Source organism: Patescibacteria group bacterium (assembly GCA_041675205.1).
Classification (GTDB): Bacteria; Patescibacteriota; Patescibacteriia; order GWA2-46-9; family GWA2-46-9; genus JBAYUF01.
In genome coordinates this window covers 1-17,793 of the sequence record JBAYUF010000001.1, presented here as the reverse complement: position 1 = coordinate 17,793, position 17,793 = coordinate 1, and the positions used below count along the sequence as shown (strand labels likewise).

Below are 17,793 nucleotides of genomic sequence, written 5' to 3'. Positions count from 1 at the left end.
AAAAGTTTACCACGTTTTTTCTTTCAATGCTGCACGCGCCGCTGCCTCTTCCGCTTCCTGCTTACTTGCGCCAACCCCCTTTGCAACAATCTCGTCCCCCAAATAAATGCCTATGGTAAAAATTTTTGCATGATCCGGTCCTGTTTCTCCGAGCACCTTATAATTAGGAGTAACCCCAACTTTTTCTTGCGATACTTCCTGAAACGTACTCTTTGGGTCGCGATATAATTCGTGCTCCAGAATATGCGGCAATCGAGGGAGCAGTACCCGATGCAAATACGCCCTTACAACGTCATACCCTTGATCAAGGTAGAGCGCGCCAACAATTGACTCAAAAGCGTTCGCCAAAATATACGTGCGAGCCTTCGCTTGATCTTCTTTCGCTTCGCCACGCGACAACCGTAAAAAATCATTCACTGATAGACCGCGCGACACATCAGCGAGCATTTTTGTATTCACCAAACTCGCGCGCCAATTGGTGAGGTCCCCCTCTGGATTCTCATACTGATCGTAAAGGTATTCGGTAACGACCAGCTCAAGCACGGCGTCACCCAAGAATTCTAGACGTTCGTTATTGCCATAAGGAAATGCTGGGTTCTCGTTCAAATACGACCGATGCACCAGCGCCTGCTCTAATAAATCTTTATTTTTAAAGCTTACCCCTAAGATAGTTTCAAGTTTTGATAGGTCCCTTGTCATACGACGCCTGCAACTGCCACTTTGGGCATATCTTTATAAATAGCACCGAGTACACCGTTCACAAACCGACCGGAAGACTCACCGCCAAACGCTTTGGCGAGTTCTATGGCTTCATTAATAGCAACTTTCGCCGGCACGGTTTTACCAACTACTAGCTCGAAGATGCCGATACGTAAAACGTTTCGGTCTACTACAGTAATCTGTTCGATGGGCCATTCCGTCGCGTACTTGGTGAGATATGGATCAATAGCGGCTAGATTTTCAAGCACACCATGAACTACCGCCAGGGAAAACCGTTCATCCTCGGCACCGGGAGCAAACTCTTCAAAGTTCACGTGCACCAATTGGTCAACTTCACGAATGTCTGCAGGTGTGGCCGATCGACCGGCAAATGGTCGATTAAAGTCCACCTCGTACAATGTCTGCATTGCGACCGTACGGGCCAGGTGCCGGTTCGACATGCAACTGGTAAGCTACGCTTTCTTCTCAGACACGGCCTTCGTGCGACGAATAGAACGCTTGGCTGTTTTTGTTGAAGCGGCAGGCATAATTTGACGACCACGGTATGTCCCGCAGCTCGGGCACACCTGATGTTGTGGTTTTGGCTGCTTACATTTAGCACACGTTGTGAGCGTTTGCCGTTTCAGGGCGTCATGACTGCGACGACGACGACCATGTGATTTACTGCGACGAAATGACGGTACTGGCATAGAAAAATATAAGGGGAATGAAGTTCGGCTATCTTACCCGACAATCGTTACTGAGGCAACCCGGTCAGCATCCCCTTTAAATCGCATGATTCGCACCCCTTGGGTTACCCGACCCAGCAGGCTGACCGATTTATACGGTATGCGAATAACCTGACCAGCATTAGAGATGATGATGAGGTCCGGTACTAACTCCCCATCTGGCACAACAATTGCTCCACCAACCAACGAACCAGTTTTCTTACTGACATCCGCCGCCTTCACCCCACTACCGCCGCGACCCTGCACCTTGTGCTGCGAAAGTTTAGTTCGTTTACCAAAACCATGCTCACTGACGACCACAAGTTCTGCGGCGTTGGCTGATTTCCCGGAAGGAAGCACTTCCATCAACATAATATCGTCTCCGGTTTTTAGCCGAATTCCCATGACTCCGGCAGCTGAGCGACCCATTGCCCGCACACTCTTTTCTTTAAAGCGTATCGATTGCCCCCGCTTGGTAACGAAAATGAACTCGTCTTGTCCGGTTGTTGGTAGCACCCAACGAAGCGTATCGGTCTTGTGTAGTCGTATGGCTATTAACCCTGAACGACGAACATTCTCGAATTGATCCACCGGTACTTTCTTCACCACACCACGTGCCGTACCCATTGCAAGGTAGCGAGTGGTTGAACGATCGGTCGCTAATGGGAGAACGGCGGTAACTGTTTCTTCTGGTGCGAGCTGTAAGAAATTCTGAATGGCTTGCCCTTTGGCGGTACGAGATGAAACCGGCAGTTCGTACGCCTTGATTTGAAAGACACGGCCAGACGTAGTGAAGAAAAGTAAGTCGGCATGCGTTCTGGTAGAAACAAGGTGTGCCACGAAGTCATCTTCTTTTGTGGTGAGTCCCACAACGCCCTTCCCACCTCTGGCTTGCGTTCGGAAGGTGTCCGGTGGAATGCGCTTTACGTACCCAGCGGCGGTGACGGTCACGACAGTAGGCTCGTCAGGAATAAGATCTTCCGACGTGAATTCACCAACAGCATTTTTTACCACTGCCGTACGACGAGGTGAGGTGTAGCGCTCTCGAAGCGCTAGTAATTCATCTTTCACAACGGTGCGAATTTTTTTTGCCGAAGCCAGTAACTCGGTGAGTGCTTTAATGAGAAGTCGCTTTTCTTTTAACTCCTCTTCGATTCGCATGCGCTCCAGGTTGGCCAATTGCTGCAACCGTATTTCAAGAATTGCCACGGCTTGACGCTCAGACAAATTAAACTTCTTCATGAGGGCTAACCGAGCAACGTCTTTGTCGGCCGACTGCTTGATGAGTTTAATAACCGCATCAATGTTGTCACCGGCAATTTTCAGTCCTTCCAAAATGTGCGCTCTGTCTTTTGCTTTTTCCAGGTCGTACTCGGCACGCTTCTGCACAACAACTTCTCGATGCTTCACATACTCTTCCAGCACTGACTTCAATGTCAGCACGCGCGGCTGCACCCCATCAACAAGGGCCAGCATGTTCAAGTGAAACGTCTGCTGCAACTCAGTATGCTTGTAGAGCTGGTTTAAAATTTTCTTTGGATAGCTATCTTTCTTCAGCTCAACCACAACCCGTACACCAGCTTTGTCTGATTCGTCACGCAAATCACGAATGCCTTCTATCTTTTTTTCATGCACTAAGGTGGCAATCCGCTCAACGAGTGTTGCCTTGTTCACGAGGTACGGAATCTCCGTAATAATGATGCGGAACGCACCATTTGATTCTTCCTCAATTTCCGCCTTACCGCGCGTTACAATGGCACCACGGCCGGTCCCGTATGCTTCCCGAATAGCCTTTGCGTCGTAAATAATTCCACCAGTAGGAAAGTCTGGGCCCGGCACAATAGCGAATAGATCTTCGGCGGTGGCCTCGGGATGATCAATAAGGTGTACGGCGGCGTCAACAACTTCCCCAATGTTGTGCGGTGGAATAGAAGTGGCCATACCAACGGCAATGCCTGTGGTGCCGTTAATGAGCAGGTTCGGCAATTTTGCTGGAAGTACCCGCGGCTCTTCGTGTGAACCGTCGTAGTTTGGAACAAACGCTACTGTTTCTTTTTCAATATCTTGCAACAGTTCTTCAGCAATAGCCGACAGCTTGGCCTCGGTATAACGCATGGCCGCTGCGCTATCGCCATCCATAGAGCCAAAGTTACCTTGGCCCGTGACGAGCGGCTCACGCATTGAAAACGGCTGCGCCAATCGAACCAAAGAGTCATAAATAGCACTATCACCGTGTGGGTGATACTTACCCATGACTTCACCAACCACCGTCGCTGATTTTCTTGTTTTGCCACTGGCGCGAAGTCCGGTCTGCCACATGGCGTAAAGAATTCGACGCTGCACCGGCTTCAACCCATCTCGCACATCAGGCAAGGCGCGCGAAACGATGACCGACATAGCGTAGTCGAGGTATGACTCTTCCATTTCCACCACGAGTCCACGTGGTTCAATTTGACCATGGGCCACTATGTCCTCTTCCGTCTGTTTTGCTTCTCGTTTTGCCATAGTTATTCTTTTGTTTCTTGCACAGGTAATGTAGTCGTGGGTGTTGGTGCTTGAACCTTCTCTTTCAACATTTCAATGACCAGTGGGTCAATTGCCACTGAAGAAGTATTACCCGATGCTTCGTCTAACTGTTCACTGATGTTCTGCGAATTTAGCGCACCATTCGTTTCAGCAAAGAGTGTGGATAAATCTGCATTCAACTCCGCAAATGGTTGGTCAACTGTGGTTGAAGCTTCTGGAATACTTGTTTGAAAAGACCACGCCCAGCCTCCTACAACGAGAAACATAGAAACTGCCGCAGCGGCCCATACGGCCATGCGACGAGATGCTTCATTGTCTCCTTTGACTACTGTCGGCATACCTAGGATTCAAAAAGAACGAGCATGGTCTCGTCTGCTGGCAAATCTTTTCGAAGCAATGACAATTTCTTTACTGCATCAGGCTTTGTAATGCCTAACTCCTTGCAGAACTGCTCAACTGACGCTTGCTTCCCGCCAACCATTTCAGCGGTTTCAATGGGAACAACTATGCGCGGCTCTATTTTACTCACTACCGCACCCGCGCCACTGGCATCAAGCACTACCCCTCCCCCAACTGGCAAGACAAGCACGTCAACGCCTTCCAGTAGATCGGCCGCGGCCTCGTCAAATGTTGCTTGTTCGCCAATGTACCCAACGTGCACACCGTCTGCCACAATGCGAAAAACTGTTTCCCCTTTGTCCCCGGCCGGCTGTCCAGCGATTAACAGTTCCTTAATTTCATATTCTCCCGGTGTTGTAATGCTGAGTGATTCACCGGTGATAGCAGCGACATCTTTCTCAGGCATTGGTCGAACGAATAAAAAGGCATCCGCATTTTTAGGCAGCCGTTGAGTCTTCGTGCTTATGAACGGATTCAAGACGAGACTCCCTGATTTCCCTTCAATTTTAAAACAATTCTGGCCAAGCCAGGTGAGTGTCATAGGTAATTTTCTAGTTCAACGAATGAGTCAATTTTACCACATCCGACGCACAACTGAAAGGGAGAAACCAAATAAAAAATTACTAAATTTTGAGGGGATGCGCACGAGTGGAGGAGTTCCTCCGTGCGCATCCCCCAGAGCCCCCTATAGTAGGGCTCAGACCTACGGCTGGTTCTTGATGATGAAGAGATAAAAACGGCGTTCTCGACGCTCTTCGATAACCTCACCACCAAAAGGCCAGCTACTGAGTATCATCGCGGCTTTAGCCCGAGCGTCTTCAACGCTCATTTCAACAGCCATCTGGCCGCCGCAACCGACACGATAGAACCTAGCCCACCCCTTCGTGGCGTTTGAACCACTCAGGGCCATGACAATTCGGGGAATCTCACCCCGATTGTGAATGCCCGGCAAAGTACCGGGCGACTCTTGCGTTTCCAATCCTTCGACTCCTCTTCAACTTCTGCCACTACCCGCTGATTGGATTCTTCTACTCGGCCTTTTTAAGGGCCACTCTTGTTGCTTTTCAACGTATCCTCCTAACTGGGAACGTCGGTATTATGATAAAAACTGAACAAAAAAGCAAGCCCTGTTGTCAGGGCTGCTTCAATAGTTCTGCGCGAAAAATTTTAACCCCAAACGGCGAGTAGCGAGGCCATAGCTGCGAACGTAACGAGTTGATAGGCGGCTTCAATTATAAAAGCCGTTTGTGAACGACCACTCCAAATAACTGCACCGTACATTGTGGTTACCACGAGACCAATTGCGATAACGAAGCCAGCCAACGCGCCAGTCGCAGCCGTCGTGATACCAGCCAAAATCATCGCCACCCCTAAGACGTACGACGTGATGAGGGCGGTAACAAAACCAAGGGCTATGGCTTTTCCCATACCCGCCTTAGCAACCTCTTTGTTCAATCCAAGTGCCCCCATCCACTTTTGACCAAAGAGTGCCGTTGAATACCACGCATAACCAATGACCATATTTGCCATGGCCGCGGCGATAACGGCGAAAATATTTACCTGCATGTAATCACCTCCTTTCTATAAATTCTTTTCAATGAGACGAACCAACTCTGGATTCCGAGTAATGAACTTCTGGACGAGCACATGAAAAAAACCCCGAGACATGCCTTCTCGCCTCATATACAGTAGCCCTACGAGCGAAGAAGTAATGGCACCAAGAAAGTCATTTATTAAATCCCACATTGTGTCATGCAGACTCCCGCCCTGGGTAAACGTGCCGAGCGTGGCATCAATAAAAAATTCAAATATTTCCCATAAAGTGCCGAGCGCCAAACCAAAGGCACAAACAAAAATTGCGACGATATACGGTTTCGCCACCAGCCGACCTGAAACCCACAATGTGTAGAGGATGAGAAACGCAGCGAACCCAAAAAAAAGTCCAGACAGTGTGTGCAAGAACACATCCCACCACCAAAAAAGTGCATAAAAATTACCTGCTTCGCCAAGGAAGATAGCGGTGTAGACAAAAGCAATAAGCGCAAGCTCAAACTCGAGCGGTAGATGAATACTGACATTCCGACTGATAAACGCCGGGAGGAGTGTTAGAAAATATGAAAGAGTGGAAATAAAAAGCACATGCCAATTATTCAGCACCAAAGCATACCCAATGGCAACGAGCAATGACGTTTGCAATAGCAAACTCAAAAAGTACTGTACACGCTCTGCCGCAGTAAGTTCCTTATGATATTTCATGAATCGAAGAGGTTGAATGGGACTAACACAGCTCACTTGGTGTCCCGCCTGCGCCCCGCCTGCGCGGGACAACTGATTTCATATCCATTCCTGCCAAGCAGGAATAAAGTTTATGTAGCGGGACTACGGACAGCTCCTTGGTGTCCCGCCTGCGCGGGACTACGGACAGCTCCTTGGTGTCCCGCCTGCGCGGGACTACGGACAGCTCCTTGGTGTCCCGCCTGCGCGAGACTACGGACATTATATACATTATGACTTCGTCATAATGAACGTTATTGGTGCCGGAGGAGGGACTCGAACCCACACGGTCTTGCGACCACAAGGTCCTAAACCTTGCGTGTATACCAATTTCACCACTCCGGCGACGAGACGAGTATAGCTCGCGGCTAGCGAGGAAACAAATACACACTGCAAGCCTGAGCTGTTTTCCCATTTCAAAAATTTATTCCGACCTATATACTACTCTGCATGGTATTGGGGTTACCATGAAAAAAATAGTCTTCTCTATAACGACTGGGGTGCTCCTCCTGTTCCTTGGTGCGTCATTCACTACGGCCGCTTCACCACATGTAGTGATTAATGAGGTGCAAATTTCTGGCGCAACCAGTACGGATGAATTTGTTGAACTCTATAATGCGGGTGGTACGGCTGTTTCACTTCTCAATTGGCGGCTCACTCGCCACACCGCCAGTGGTACGGCATCAAATCTACTGACTGCTTTTCCTGACGTAACGCTACCAGCCGGCGGCGTTTTTTTAATTGCCCATCCAACTGGCTACACCGGTTCAAAACCGGCGGATGCTACGTACTCAACACAAACCTCAGTCGCTAAAGACAATAGTATCGTTCTCTACAGCGACGCTGGCGAAACAATCGTTGACATACTTGGCCTTGGCGCAGCCAGCATTGTAGAGACTGCCGCCGCACCGAACCCTGACGAAAATTTTGGCCTCACCCGCACCGCAACCGAAACAGGCATCACTGATACCGATAATAACGCCGCAGATTTTTCCATTGTTCCTTCAACCCCCGGTGTCGTCACGCTAACACCAACAGAAACACCGCCGCCGCCAGCTAGTCCACCACCGGCTACTGGTGGTGGCAGTGGCAGCAGTGGGACAGCGCAGTACAACGGGGGAGACATTCGCATCAATGAACTTGTTGTTGACCCCGAATCGGATGATGACGAATGGGTTGAGCTCATCAATACGACGTCGTCTGAATTGTCGCTTACTGGCTGGACGTTAACTGATGCATCTCGCGCTATCACAAATCTGACCGGTGTCATTGGCACTGACGAAAAGCGATTCATAATTGTGACAAATCCAAAAGGCCAACTGAACAACGCTGGCGATACTATCACGCTCCGCGACGCAACTGGTCGTGTCATTGACGCAGTTACCTACGGTAACGCGAATGACGATTCAAATAAAACTGCACCAACGGCAAGTGACGGCCAAAGCATTGCACGCAACGCTGATGGTGTTAGTACAGGGAATGACGCTGTTGATTTCGCTGTAGCCACAAACCCCACCAAGGGTGAGGCGAATGGGGTGAGCACGGTGACAAGTAAGGACGCTGCACCTCTGCCCACAGCAATTATTATTACGGAAATTTTTCCGAACCCACTGGGTGACGACGATGGTGAGTTTATTGAGCTCTTCAACGAAAGCGACGCACCGGTGCCGCTTGCCGGTTGGGTGCTCGCCGACGCAACGACTCGCTTCACTTTGCAGCCTTCAAAATCGATTCCTGCCATGCTGCCTCCTCATAGCTATGTGACGTTGTACCGGTCAGAAACCAACATTGCCCTCAACAATTTTTTGGGTGACACCGTCACCATTACGCCGCCAAACCGCACTAAAGCAAGCCAAACGGTCCGCTACACTGTTGCGGCACCACTTGGAAAGGCCTACACCAAAGGAATAACCGATTGGGAATGGCATGACCCAACGCCAAATATAGCAGCAACCGTGGCACCCGTTACGAAAAGTAATCTTCACCTTCATCTTGATGCTCCAGCACAGGCACCGGTTGGGACACCGATTATCCTTAGTACTGAAGACACAACAGATGACCTCCATGAGCAACTCTGGTTTACGTGGCAACTTGGCGACGGGTCAACTGCCACCGGCCGAACGGTTGTATATACGTACGCTTCGCCCGGCGTCTATACAGTGGAAGTAACCGCCACTACAGCACGGCGCGAAACGGCAACAACGGAACATACCCTCACCATTGGGAACGAGGGAAAAGTGCTCGGGCGCAGCACTGAAAAAATAATGGTGCGCCTCAATGAACTTCTCCCACGACCAGCAACTGGGGAAGAGTGGATTGAACTTTGGAACGCCGACGACACACCCGTCAACCTTCTCGGCTGGGCCATAGAAGACAAAGGTGGTCATCGGTACGCTTTCACTGAAAACGACACGCTGCCAGCCCGAGGATTTCTTGTTTTGGAAAAAACCAAAACGAAAATTTCCCTCAACAACACCGGCGACAGCCTGACACTCAGTAATGAAGCTGAAGACGATGTAGACGAAGTGACGTACGATTCTGCCGACTCAGCTGCTAGCTACAGCCGAAACGAAGACGACGAATGGCAATGGACAACGGAACCAACACCAAACAAACCAAACAGTAGCGATGCACCACCACCGGTACTCCTCCGTGGCGAAGTCACGGTTGCGGGAACTGTTACGGCAGCACCGGGCACGCTGAGTGACACATTTTTCTACTTGGGTCGTATTTCTGCAACCGGTATTCCAGAAAATCTGCGTATCGACATAGCGCCAACCGAGGCAGCCAGTATAGCGAGCAACGATCTTCTACAAATTAGCGGCACTCTTAAAACTGTAGCTGGCGAAGCACGACTAACCGCAGAAACTATCTCGCCCCTTGGCGTTGACGATACTCCCATAGTTCCAGTTCCGCTGGCAGCACTCACCCCAGCAGATCATCTTGGTCGATTAGTGAGCGTGCATGGAACAGTTGGGAAAGGAACCACCGGTGGCTTCTACTTAGAAACTGACGATGGTGAAACTTTTCGAGTTATTTTACCCGCTGAAGTAAGTGACCGACAGCCCTTTCCACCAGCGACAACGGTGACTGCTGTCGGCCTGCTCAGCCAAACAGCTGCCGGCATTCGGTTATTGGCGCGAGGTATAGAGGACTTAACCGTAGATGCTGCGCCGCTTAAAAATGAAAATGCGCCGATAGTACCGGCTACTAGCCAGCTAGATTACTTACCAGTTACTGTTGCTGGTCTGGCAGGGGTACTGCTCATTATTGTCTGGCGACTCCGTCAACGAAAGATTGCGGACCTACCGTTTGTCATTGAAAACGGACGCGAATAAAAAAATTTGCTACACTGGTCGCATGCAACGCATTACAAAAGCTGTCATACCTGCCGCAGGGTTCGGCACTCGTTTTTTACCGGCGACAAAAGCGCAGCCGAAGGAAATGCTCACCCTCGTCGACAAACCAGTTATCCAATACGTGGTTGAAGAGGCTGTAGCGGCTGGCATCACTGACATAATAATTATCACGGGGCAATCAAAACGAGCCATCGAAGATCATTTCGACAGTAATTTTGAACTGGAAACCCGATTACAGAAAGCAGGGAAAACAAAACAACTCAAAGAAGTTCGTCGCATTTCAGATCTAGCAAATTTCATCTACATTCGCCAACCAGAACCCCTCGGTGATGGGCACGCCATTCTGGAGGCCTATAGTCTGCTCAAAAATGAGCCGTTTGCAATGCTGTATGGCGACGAAATAATTTTAAGCGATACACCAACGCTAGCTGAAGCCATTCGCATTTATGAAGAATTTGAAGCACCCGTTATTACGGTAACAAAAGTTCCGAAACGAGACGTATCTCGCTTCGGCATTATTGGTGGTCAACCAGTACGAAAAAACCTCCAACGGGTAACTCGCTTTGTTGAAAAGCCGTCGCCATCACGTGCGCCATCGACCTACGCAAATATTGGTCGCGCCATCATTACCCCAGCGCTTCTATCTACATTGAAACGACTACCCCGAAAGCCACATCAAGAACTTCGCATTGCTGATGCCTTTCAACCATACTTAGAAAAACATCCTCTATATGCGCACCTGCACAGCGGTACTCGCCTCGACTGCGGCACGCCACTGGGTTTCTTGAAAGCTACGGTCGATATCGCCCTCGCCAATAAAGAAACTCGAAAAGATTTTGCTCAATACCTCAAGCAGCGATAAACTGAAGCCATGCTATTTTCAGCAAACCATTCCAGCTCCCAAAAAACACGTGGCTACTTGTTTCTCGGTTTGCTGCTGCTTGCTTTCCCACTACTAGGGTTAGGGTGCCAGCAACGAGTCACCCCAGAACCGGTCACTTTAAAATACTGGCGGGTGTTTGATGGCGAGGATACAATGGCGCCCATTATAAGTGCCTACCGCCAAGCCCATCCTTACGTTACTATCGACTATCGCCTCCTTCGCTATGAAGAGTACGAGCAGCAGCTCCTGCAGGCCATGGCGGAAAACCGCGGCCCTGATTTGTTTTCAATTCACAACACGTGGTTCGGCGAATATCAATCACGGCTGGCGGCACTCCCGGCCACTACAACAACGGCAGAAATCATTGCCGCTGAATCATATTTTAGTAAAGCTGGTTTTGAAGAACGGAGTAATCGGTCACTAACACCGAGCGACGTCCGGCAAGCATTTATTGACGTTGTTGGAAATGATGTTATTCGAAAGAACGAAGCAAAAACAGAGGCCGTCTACGGTTTACCTTTAGCGGTCGACACATTAGCGCTGTTCTATAATAAAGACATTTTAAACAGTAACAGCATCGCCACCCCACCAACGGATTGGGAGCAATTCTTGGCAGCTGTTGCTAAAATTTCACGACTCGACCCCTCAGGACAAATAATTGTTTCCGGCGCTTCACTTGGAACGGCCGACAATATCCCTCGTTTTTCCGATATTATTGCTGCGCTCATGATGCAGAATGGCGCTGACATGATCGATGCCAACGGTTTTGTTACTTTTCATATCACCCCAGACCGATTCCCGGACCGCTCTTTCTCACCTGGCCTTGAAGCACTTCGTTTCTATACAGACTTCGCTAATCCGACCCGTGAAGCATACAGTTGGAATGATGAAATGCCTGACGCCTTAGAAGCATTCATCACTGGTCGTAGCGCTTTTTTCTTCGGCTACAGTTATCAAATTCCAACCATTCGCGCCCGTGCGCCGCAACTTCACTGGGGCGTCACCCAATTACCGCAAGCAGACCGCGCCAATAATACAGTGAACATTGCAAACTATTGGACGGAAGTGGTTGCGAAGAGCTCACCCAACCAAGAGGTCGCTTGGGACTTCTTACAATTCGCGGCAAAAAATGAACAGGCCAAAACCTATCTCGACGCAACTGGTAAACCTCCTGCGCTGCGTTCACTCATTGGTGAGTACCAAAGTGATCCAGTCCGTGGCCCCTTCACCTCGCAATTGCTTACCGCAAAAAGTTGGTACCGCGGTCGAGATGCCGCCGCCGCCGAAAAAGCTTTTCGTGATCTCGTAGCGGCTATTCCCACTCTAGAAAAGCCGACTGACCTAAAAACAATTGTAGGAACGGCGGTGCAGCGCATTAATCAAACTATCCGTTAATGTATGGTGTCGCGTAGTCGTACATTTTTAAGTCTTGTCACGCTCACGGTCTTTACGCTCACCCTACCGTCGCTGGTCCTGGGTCAGGATATTATTCCTCCTGAATGTGCAACTGGTGACGCTTCGGGGTGCAACAACATTTCTTCATTTCTCCAAGTTGGTGTCAATATCTACGAGTACCTGCTTGGTATAGTTGGCAGTGTAGCGCTTGCAATTTTCATGTACGGGGGCGTTGTCTGGCTCACCTCTGGTGGCAATTCACAACGCGTTGAGCATGGAAAAAAAGTTTTTGAAGGAGCCCTAGCTGGTCTTGCCCTTATTTTTGGCTCTTGGCTCATCATTAACTTCGTCGTCGCGTCACTCACCGGTACACCACTCGGGCAAGAAACGAAGCTATTCCCTGATGGTGAAGAAGAACGAGCGCCTCTTCAATTACCGGGTGGTTAAAAAAATCCTTTACGGGGTACTGTGTACCTGGTAAAATACGCACAAGTAAATAGTTTTATCTACCTCCCGTAAGGGAATTGTGAAAGGGGGTGATACCATGCAGAAACATTTCATTAAACGACTCGCCGCGACTGGCGCTGTGGCAGCACTGATTCTTCCTTTTGCGGCCTTCGCACAAGAGTTTGGCAACACCGGTCCAATCACTGACACTGAACTCGGAATAAACGAGGGCGGAACAATATCTGAGAATATCGGACTTGGCGGACAAGACGGAGATATTAAGACTGTTATCGCGAGAATTGTCCGTGTACTTCTCGGATTCCTCGGTATCATTGCGGTGTTGATCGTTCTCTACGGCGGCTTTCAATGGATGACAGCAGCCGGCAACGAAGAGCGCGTCTCTTCGGCTCGCGCTACTCTCACGGCAGGTTTGATTGGTTTGATTATCATCCTTTCAGCTTACGCCATTGCCAGCTTCATCATCTCGACACTCCTTTCTGAGACTAGTTCAGCAGCCTAAGTACTGATTAGTTTCACCTACACCCCCTCGCCATTTATGGCCTGGGGGTGTAGTATTTATGTTGCATGATGCAATTATTCAGGACACTTTACCTCCCCTGTCTTACGATCGCCATCTTGGGCGCACTGGTCATTGGCGTGGCGCCAAAAAATATTTTGGCAGCAGAACCATCAAGCAGCGAGGGTCTCTATGGGCTTAAAGAAACAGCCACAGCAGCGAGATTAGTAACCGATACAAACAAGAAGGGGCAGGAAAATCTCAACCTCATCATTGGAACACTTATCAAAACGGTCCTTGGCCTTACGGGCATGCTCTTTATGGGCATGCTACTTCGAGCCGGCCAAGTCTGGCTGACCGCTGAAGGAAATGAAGAAAAAATTACTAAAGCACGGGAATCAATTTTTAATGCCGCGGTAGGCCTGCTCATTGTTTTTAGCGCCTATATTGGCACTAACTACTTACTCACCCTATTGCTCGAATCACTTGGTAGCGCCTAATTTTATGTATCAAAAAATACGGCTACTCATTTTTACTTTCTACACTTTTCTTGCAACTATTCCAGTCTACGCAGCAGAAGGTGATGGCACACTGAAAGACATCGTCACAAAAAACTTTCAAAAAGTCGGCGATATTTCAGAACTACGCAGTGGAGCCAGTACTGACAGAATCTCACCTATTGAAGTCTTTGGTACATACCTCAGCACAATAGTTGGTTTTTTAAGTATCCTATTCATTGTTGAGGTAATCCATGGTGGTTTTCTTTGGATGACGGCTGGAGGGAATGAAGAACAGATTACAAAAGCTCGACACAAGGTTATCAGTGGTGCAATTGGCGCGGGTATTATTTTGTCTGCCTATATTGTCACCGCATTCATCATTCGTTTCGTTGGTGAATCGCTCGAAATTCAAGTCTAGTTCTATGCCACTCGCTTTCTATCACCGCGCTGTCGTCGCTCTTGTGTTTCTTGGTTTTCTAGCAGCACCAGCAGCACTGGCAGTAAATGAAGCCTGTCTCTGGCCTGAAGAATACAAACCAAAAATTGGTGACATTTTAAATCGTGTTGCCTGTGATGCTGGACTACTAGCAAGTTATCAAAATGACGCCCCCACCGAAGATGCAATTATCATTATTGTTGGGAATGTCATTAATGTCATCCTTGGTTTCGCCGGTGTTATCTTTACGATTCTCATTATTTACGCAGGCTACCTCTGGATGACCGCCCGAGGAAATGAGGAACAGGCGCAACAAGCGCAGCAGTATATTCGAAATGCCGTCATTGGCATCATCATTACCTTTGCCGCTTTCACCATAACGCAATATGCGCTATTCCAAGTTACGAATGCAGTTACCTCTGGTGCCATCGGCTTTTAATTCTATGCGGCGACTACTAACAACGCTATCGGTTGGATTACTTGTTCTAAACTTTGTGATGCCACTGCCGGCAGTAGCCGCCGAAGAAACACCAAGCGCCTTTGAGCGAGTCATTAAAAATTACGATTTACTTCAAGATACGGCGGTTGGCGATGGCAACACTAAACCACCGGAACTAATTGTGGCGAATATCATTCAAATTGCTCTTAGTCTTGTTGGAATAATTTTTGTAATATTGATGATTTATGCAGGCTACCTCTGGATGACCGCCCGAGGAAATGAGGAACAGGCAACAAAAGCTCGAGAACTTATCATTCAATCAGTTATTGGAGCCACTATTATATTCCTCGCCTACTTCATTACTGCCTTTGTTGTCCAACGAATTGGCGAGGCTGCCTTTGACCCACTATTCTACTAATATGCGAACATTCTTTCTTACTCTCTCGGCAACTATTCTCACCTGCGCTTCACTCACTGTCATACCAGTCATAACGAACGCAGCCGTCGCCCCACTTGATTCAATGTACCAATGGCTCGACCCTGTGGGGCGAGTCTACAATCAGGGAAACTTACTTGAAACAGAGAACACCCAACAAGAGCTCATCCGACGAGTCGCCAGTGTTATTCGAGCAGCCCTTACGTTACTCGGCATCATCTTCGTTGTACTTATCGTCTACGCTGGGGCCCGATGGATGACCGCCCGTGGGAACGAAGACCTCGTACAAACCGCTCGCGATACATTACAAAACGCCGGCATTGGTCTAGTTATAATCATCGCTTCGTACGCTTTAACCGCCACGATTATTAGCTTGCTGCTGCGTGAAACGACCAGCTAAAAATTTCTAAAATAACGGGAAACGGGAGCGGCCAGTTGGTCGCTCCCGTTCGTTTCTTTTTTGGCGCACTCGTCAGTAGTGCCAGCGCGCCCGGTAGGCCATGGGGTCGAACGACGACCTCGAGCCCCCACCTCCTGTGGAGCCGCTGCCTCTCACTCGAGTGTCGATTCTCGCCCCGTCGGCTTTCTTCTCATGACTCTCCATGCCGGGAGCGCCCTGAGAGGATATGAACTCGACGCACTGCGGCAGTGCAGCGTTGCCGGGTTCGAGACATGCCGTCGTGACGGCGATTGCCTGTCCAGCCGCAGCGCACGACTTGGCGCCAGTGGAAAAAAACCCGGTCGTGTAACAGCTCACCGCTGCCTCTGACCCGCTGGCGACAGGAACGACCGGGAGAAACAGCTTCTCCGCGACGCTCTTGTCCTCGGACGACACTGGCGCGTGGGGCGTCAGCAGCCGGCCGTCGATGGCCACGGTGGTCACCCGACCAGCGCAGCCGACCGCGAACAAGCTGGCGACAAAAATGAGCACTCTGACGTTCATGGGAAACCTCCTGCACGGTAACGCTGTGCGAGCGACCCCTTTGTTTAGAGAGTTTCACATCTTAGCCAAAAACGAGCCAAAAGTCAACGCTGCCCATTAGGGCAGCGTTGTAAAAAACCGAACGTGAAAATTAGGTCTTAGATGATAAACGAAACAATCAGCAGAGCCACGATATTGAGCACCTTAATCATCGGGTTAATAGCCGGGCCGGCTGTGTCTTTGTAGGGATCCCCCACGGTGTCTCCTGTAACGGCAGCTTGGTGTGCAAATGAACCTTTACCGCCATGCGCACCGGACTCAATATATTTCTTGGCGTTATCCCACGCACCGCCACCAGTGGTCATGGCTATCGCCATGAAAAGACCTGTTGTAATGGAACCAATGAGTAGCCCACCTAAAGCCTCGGCCCCTAAACCAAAGCCAATCACTAGTGGTGCAAACACCGCTAGAAGCGCTGGTGGAATCATTCGACGAATCGCTTCTTTAGTAACGATATCTACGGCTGTGCCGTAGTCTGGCTTGCCGGTGCCATCCATGATGCCTGGAATTTCTTTAAACTGTCGACGCACTTCAGCAACTACACTCCCCGCTGCCCGACCCACCGCTTCCATAGACATAGCAGCAAATAAGTACGTCACAATACCGCCAGCAAATAACCCGGCAATAACAGCTGGGGTGCCAATGGCAAAATCAAGTTGCGCGCCAGCGGCGTCCACCGCATGCAGGTAATCACCAAACAACACGAGCGTCGCCAGTCCCGCTGAACCAATGGCATACGCTTTGGTTACTGCCTTTGTTGTGTTGCCAACTGCATCGAGCGGATCAGTGATGCTTCGCACAGATTCTGGCAGCTCAGCCATTTCAGCAATACCACCGGCGTTGTCCGTAATAGGACCATAAGCGTCGATAGTAACAATAATGCCAGCGAGCGAGAGCATGGCCATGGCCGCTATGGCAACACCAAACAAACCAGAAAGTTGAAACGCCAACAACGTCGCACCAACGATAACAATAACGGGTGCGGCTGTAGCTCGCATGGAGAGGGCAAGACCGGCAATAACGTTTGTGCCATGACCGCCCTCTGAAGCCTCTGCTAGTTTATGCACTGGTGAGTACGTCGTACTGGTATAGTACTCGGTAATGACAATGAGAAGCGCTGTGGCGAGCAAACCAATGATGGCTGTGAGATACACGTTCATTGCCGATAACTCCGCGACACCAACCAACATGCGCTGCGTTACTGGCCAAAAACCGATAGCAGCCAGCACCCCAGCCACACCAAGCCCTTGATACAAGCCGGCCATTATTTTAGTACCGCGCAGTCGAATAAAAATGCTGCCAACAATAGAGGCGATGATACCAACAGAACCAAGAGCGATTGGATATAACACCACCGTTGGGTGTGAGGGGAATGATAGTGCGGCCAACAACATTGCGGCTACAGAGGTAACGACGTACGTCTCAAAAAGATCTGCCGCCATACCCGCGCAATCCCCCACGTTGTCACCCACATTGTCAGCGATAACTGCTGGATTTCTTGGGTCGTCTTCAGGAATACCCGCTTCAACTTTTCCAACTAAATCTGCCCCAACGTCAGCTGCTTTAGTAAAGATGCCCCCACCAACACGGGCAAAAATCGATATCAAACTACCACCAAAACCAAGACCCAGGAGCGCATAGATGTCTCCCGTAATTAGATAAAAGCCAGCCAGTGCTAGTAGCCCAAGACCAACTACAAAGAATCCGGTTACAGCACCGCCACGAACAGCTACTTGAAAAGCGCTGCCCATGTTTACCTTCGCCGCCTCGGCT

The 17,793-nt window shown here is 49.6% G+C and carries 21 protein-coding genes and 1 tRNA gene; 10 read left to right on the top strand and 12 right to left on the bottom strand.

The annotated features are described in order from the left end of the window. Window positions 1–6: 6 nt before the first annotated feature. The 10 genes from rnc to WC052_00065 form a co-directional block, all read right to left on the bottom strand. Window positions 7–699 (bottom strand): ribonuclease III, encoded by a 693-nt coding sequence (gene rnc / locus WC052_00110; GenBank protein MFA7286064.1) that lies wholly within the window; start codon window positions 697–699, stop codon window positions 7–9. Then, window positions 696–1,160 (bottom strand): transcription antitermination factor NusB, encoded by a 465-nt coding sequence (nusB, locus tag WC052_00105; protein ID MFA7286063.1) that lies wholly within the window; start codon window positions 1,158–1,160, stop codon window positions 696–698. Before nusB ends, rnc begins: the two co-directional genes overlap by 4 nt. A gap of 12 nt (window positions 1,161–1,172) precedes the next feature. After that, window positions 1,173–1,409: a 50S ribosomal protein L32 gene (gene rpmF / locus WC052_00100; GenBank protein MFA7286062.1), complete on the bottom strand. Its 237-nt coding sequence runs from the start codon at window positions 1,407–1,409 to the stop codon at window positions 1,173–1,175. Window positions 1,410–1,442: 33 nt separating this feature from the next. Continuing rightward, a complete protein-coding gene (gene gyrA, locus WC052_00095) occupies window positions 1,443–3,932 on the bottom strand; it encodes a DNA gyrase subunit A (GenBank protein ID MFA7286061.1) in 2,490 nt (829 codons plus the stop codon). A 2-nt stretch (window positions 3,933–3,934) separates the two neighbouring features. Continuing rightward, complete coding sequence (locus tag WC052_00090; GenBank protein MFA7286060.1) at window positions 3,935–4,291, bottom strand: hypothetical protein; 357 nt, start codon at window positions 4,289–4,291, stop codon at window positions 3,935–3,937. A 2-nt stretch (window positions 4,292–4,293) separates the two neighbouring features. After that, window positions 4,294–4,893: an MBL fold metallo-hydrolase gene (locus WC052_00085; protein ID MFA7286059.1), complete on the bottom strand. Its 600-nt coding sequence runs from the start codon at window positions 4,891–4,893 to the stop codon at window positions 4,294–4,296. 162 nt (window positions 4,894–5,055) lie between these two features. Further along, entirely contained in the window at window positions 5,056–5,181 is a 126-nt protein-coding gene (locus WC052_00080; GenBank protein MFA7286058.1) for a hypothetical protein, read from the bottom strand. Window positions 5,182–5,519: 338 nt separating this feature from the next. Next, window positions 5,520–5,918, bottom strand: a complete 399-nt coding sequence (locus tag WC052_00075; GenBank protein ID MFA7286057.1) for a DUF1761 domain-containing protein — start codon at window positions 5,916–5,918, stop codon at window positions 5,520–5,522. A gap of 15 nt (window positions 5,919–5,933) precedes the next feature. After that, window positions 5,934–6,608, bottom strand: a complete 675-nt coding sequence (locus WC052_00070) for a hypothetical protein (protein MFA7286056.1) — start codon at window positions 6,606–6,608, stop codon at window positions 5,934–5,936. A gap of 276 nt (window positions 6,609–6,884) precedes the next feature. After that, a tRNA-Leu gene (locus WC052_00065) sits at window positions 6,885–6,971 on the bottom strand. 122 nt (window positions 6,972–7,093) lie between these two features. Here WC052_00065 and WC052_00060 point away from each other — a divergent pair. The 10 genes from WC052_00060 (at window position 7,094) to WC052_00015 (ending at window position 15,438) form a co-directional block, all read left to right on the top strand. Next, complete coding sequence (locus tag WC052_00060; GenBank protein ID MFA7286055.1) at window positions 7,094–9,964, top strand: lamin tail domain-containing protein; 2,871 nt, start codon at window positions 7,094–7,096, stop codon at window positions 9,962–9,964. Between the two features lie 22 nt (window positions 9,965–9,986). After that, the gene (locus tag WC052_00055; GenBank protein ID MFA7286054.1) at window positions 9,987–10,847 is read left to right on the top strand and encodes a UTP--glucose-1-phosphate uridylyltransferase; all 861 of its coding nucleotides are present in this window, start codon (window positions 9,987–9,989) and stop codon (window positions 10,845–10,847) included. A gap of 174 nt (window positions 10,848–11,021) precedes the next feature. Next, window positions 11,022–12,263 (top strand): extracellular solute-binding protein, encoded by a 1,242-nt coding sequence (locus tag WC052_00050; protein ID MFA7286053.1) that lies wholly within the window; start codon window positions 11,022–11,024, stop codon window positions 12,261–12,263. A gap of 3 nt (window positions 12,264–12,266) precedes the next feature. Next, the gene (locus WC052_00045; protein ID MFA7286052.1) at window positions 12,267–12,710 is read left to right on the top strand and encodes a pilin; all 444 of its coding nucleotides are present in this window, start codon (window positions 12,267–12,269) and stop codon (window positions 12,708–12,710) included. A 97-nt stretch (window positions 12,711–12,807) separates the two neighbouring features. Next, window positions 12,808–13,230, top strand: coding sequence for a hypothetical protein (locus tag WC052_00040; GenBank protein ID MFA7286051.1), 423 nt, complete (start codon window positions 12,808–12,810; stop codon window positions 13,228–13,230). Window positions 13,231–13,295: 65 nt separating this feature from the next. Further along, a complete protein-coding gene (locus tag WC052_00035; GenBank protein MFA7286050.1) occupies window positions 13,296–13,727 on the top strand; it encodes a hypothetical protein in 432 nt (143 codons plus the stop codon). A 4-nt stretch (window positions 13,728–13,731) separates the two neighbouring features. After that, complete coding sequence (locus WC052_00030) at window positions 13,732–14,145, top strand: hypothetical protein (protein MFA7286049.1); 414 nt, start codon at window positions 13,732–13,734, stop codon at window positions 14,143–14,145. Between the two features lie 4 nt (window positions 14,146–14,149). After that, window positions 14,150–14,602 carry a hypothetical protein gene (locus WC052_00025; GenBank protein MFA7286048.1) on the top strand — a complete coding sequence of 151 codons (453 nt, stop codon included), beginning with the start codon at window positions 14,150–14,152 and terminating at the stop codon, window positions 14,600–14,602. A gap of 4 nt (window positions 14,603–14,606) precedes the next feature. Continuing rightward, on the top strand, window positions 14,607–15,020 hold the full coding sequence (locus WC052_00020; protein MFA7286047.1) for a pilin: 414 nt from the start codon (window positions 14,607–14,609) through the stop codon (window positions 15,018–15,020). Between the two features lies 1 nt (window position 15,021). After that, entirely contained in the window at window positions 15,022–15,438 is a 417-nt protein-coding gene (locus WC052_00015) for a hypothetical protein (GenBank protein ID MFA7286046.1), read from the top strand. Window positions 15,439–15,510: 72 nt separating this feature from the next. On the opposite strand, the gene WC052_00010 is transcribed toward WC052_00015, so the two are convergent. Together WC052_00010 and WC052_00005 are read right to left on the bottom strand one after the other, a co-directional pair. Then, window positions 15,511–15,981 (bottom strand): hypothetical protein, encoded by a 471-nt coding sequence (locus WC052_00010; protein ID MFA7286045.1) that lies wholly within the window; start codon window positions 15,979–15,981, stop codon window positions 15,511–15,513. Between the two features lie 137 nt (window positions 15,982–16,118). Further along, a partial coding sequence (locus WC052_00005; protein ID MFA7286044.1) for a sodium-translocating pyrophosphatase occupies window positions 16,119–17,793 on the bottom strand: 1,675 nt, incomplete at its 5' end.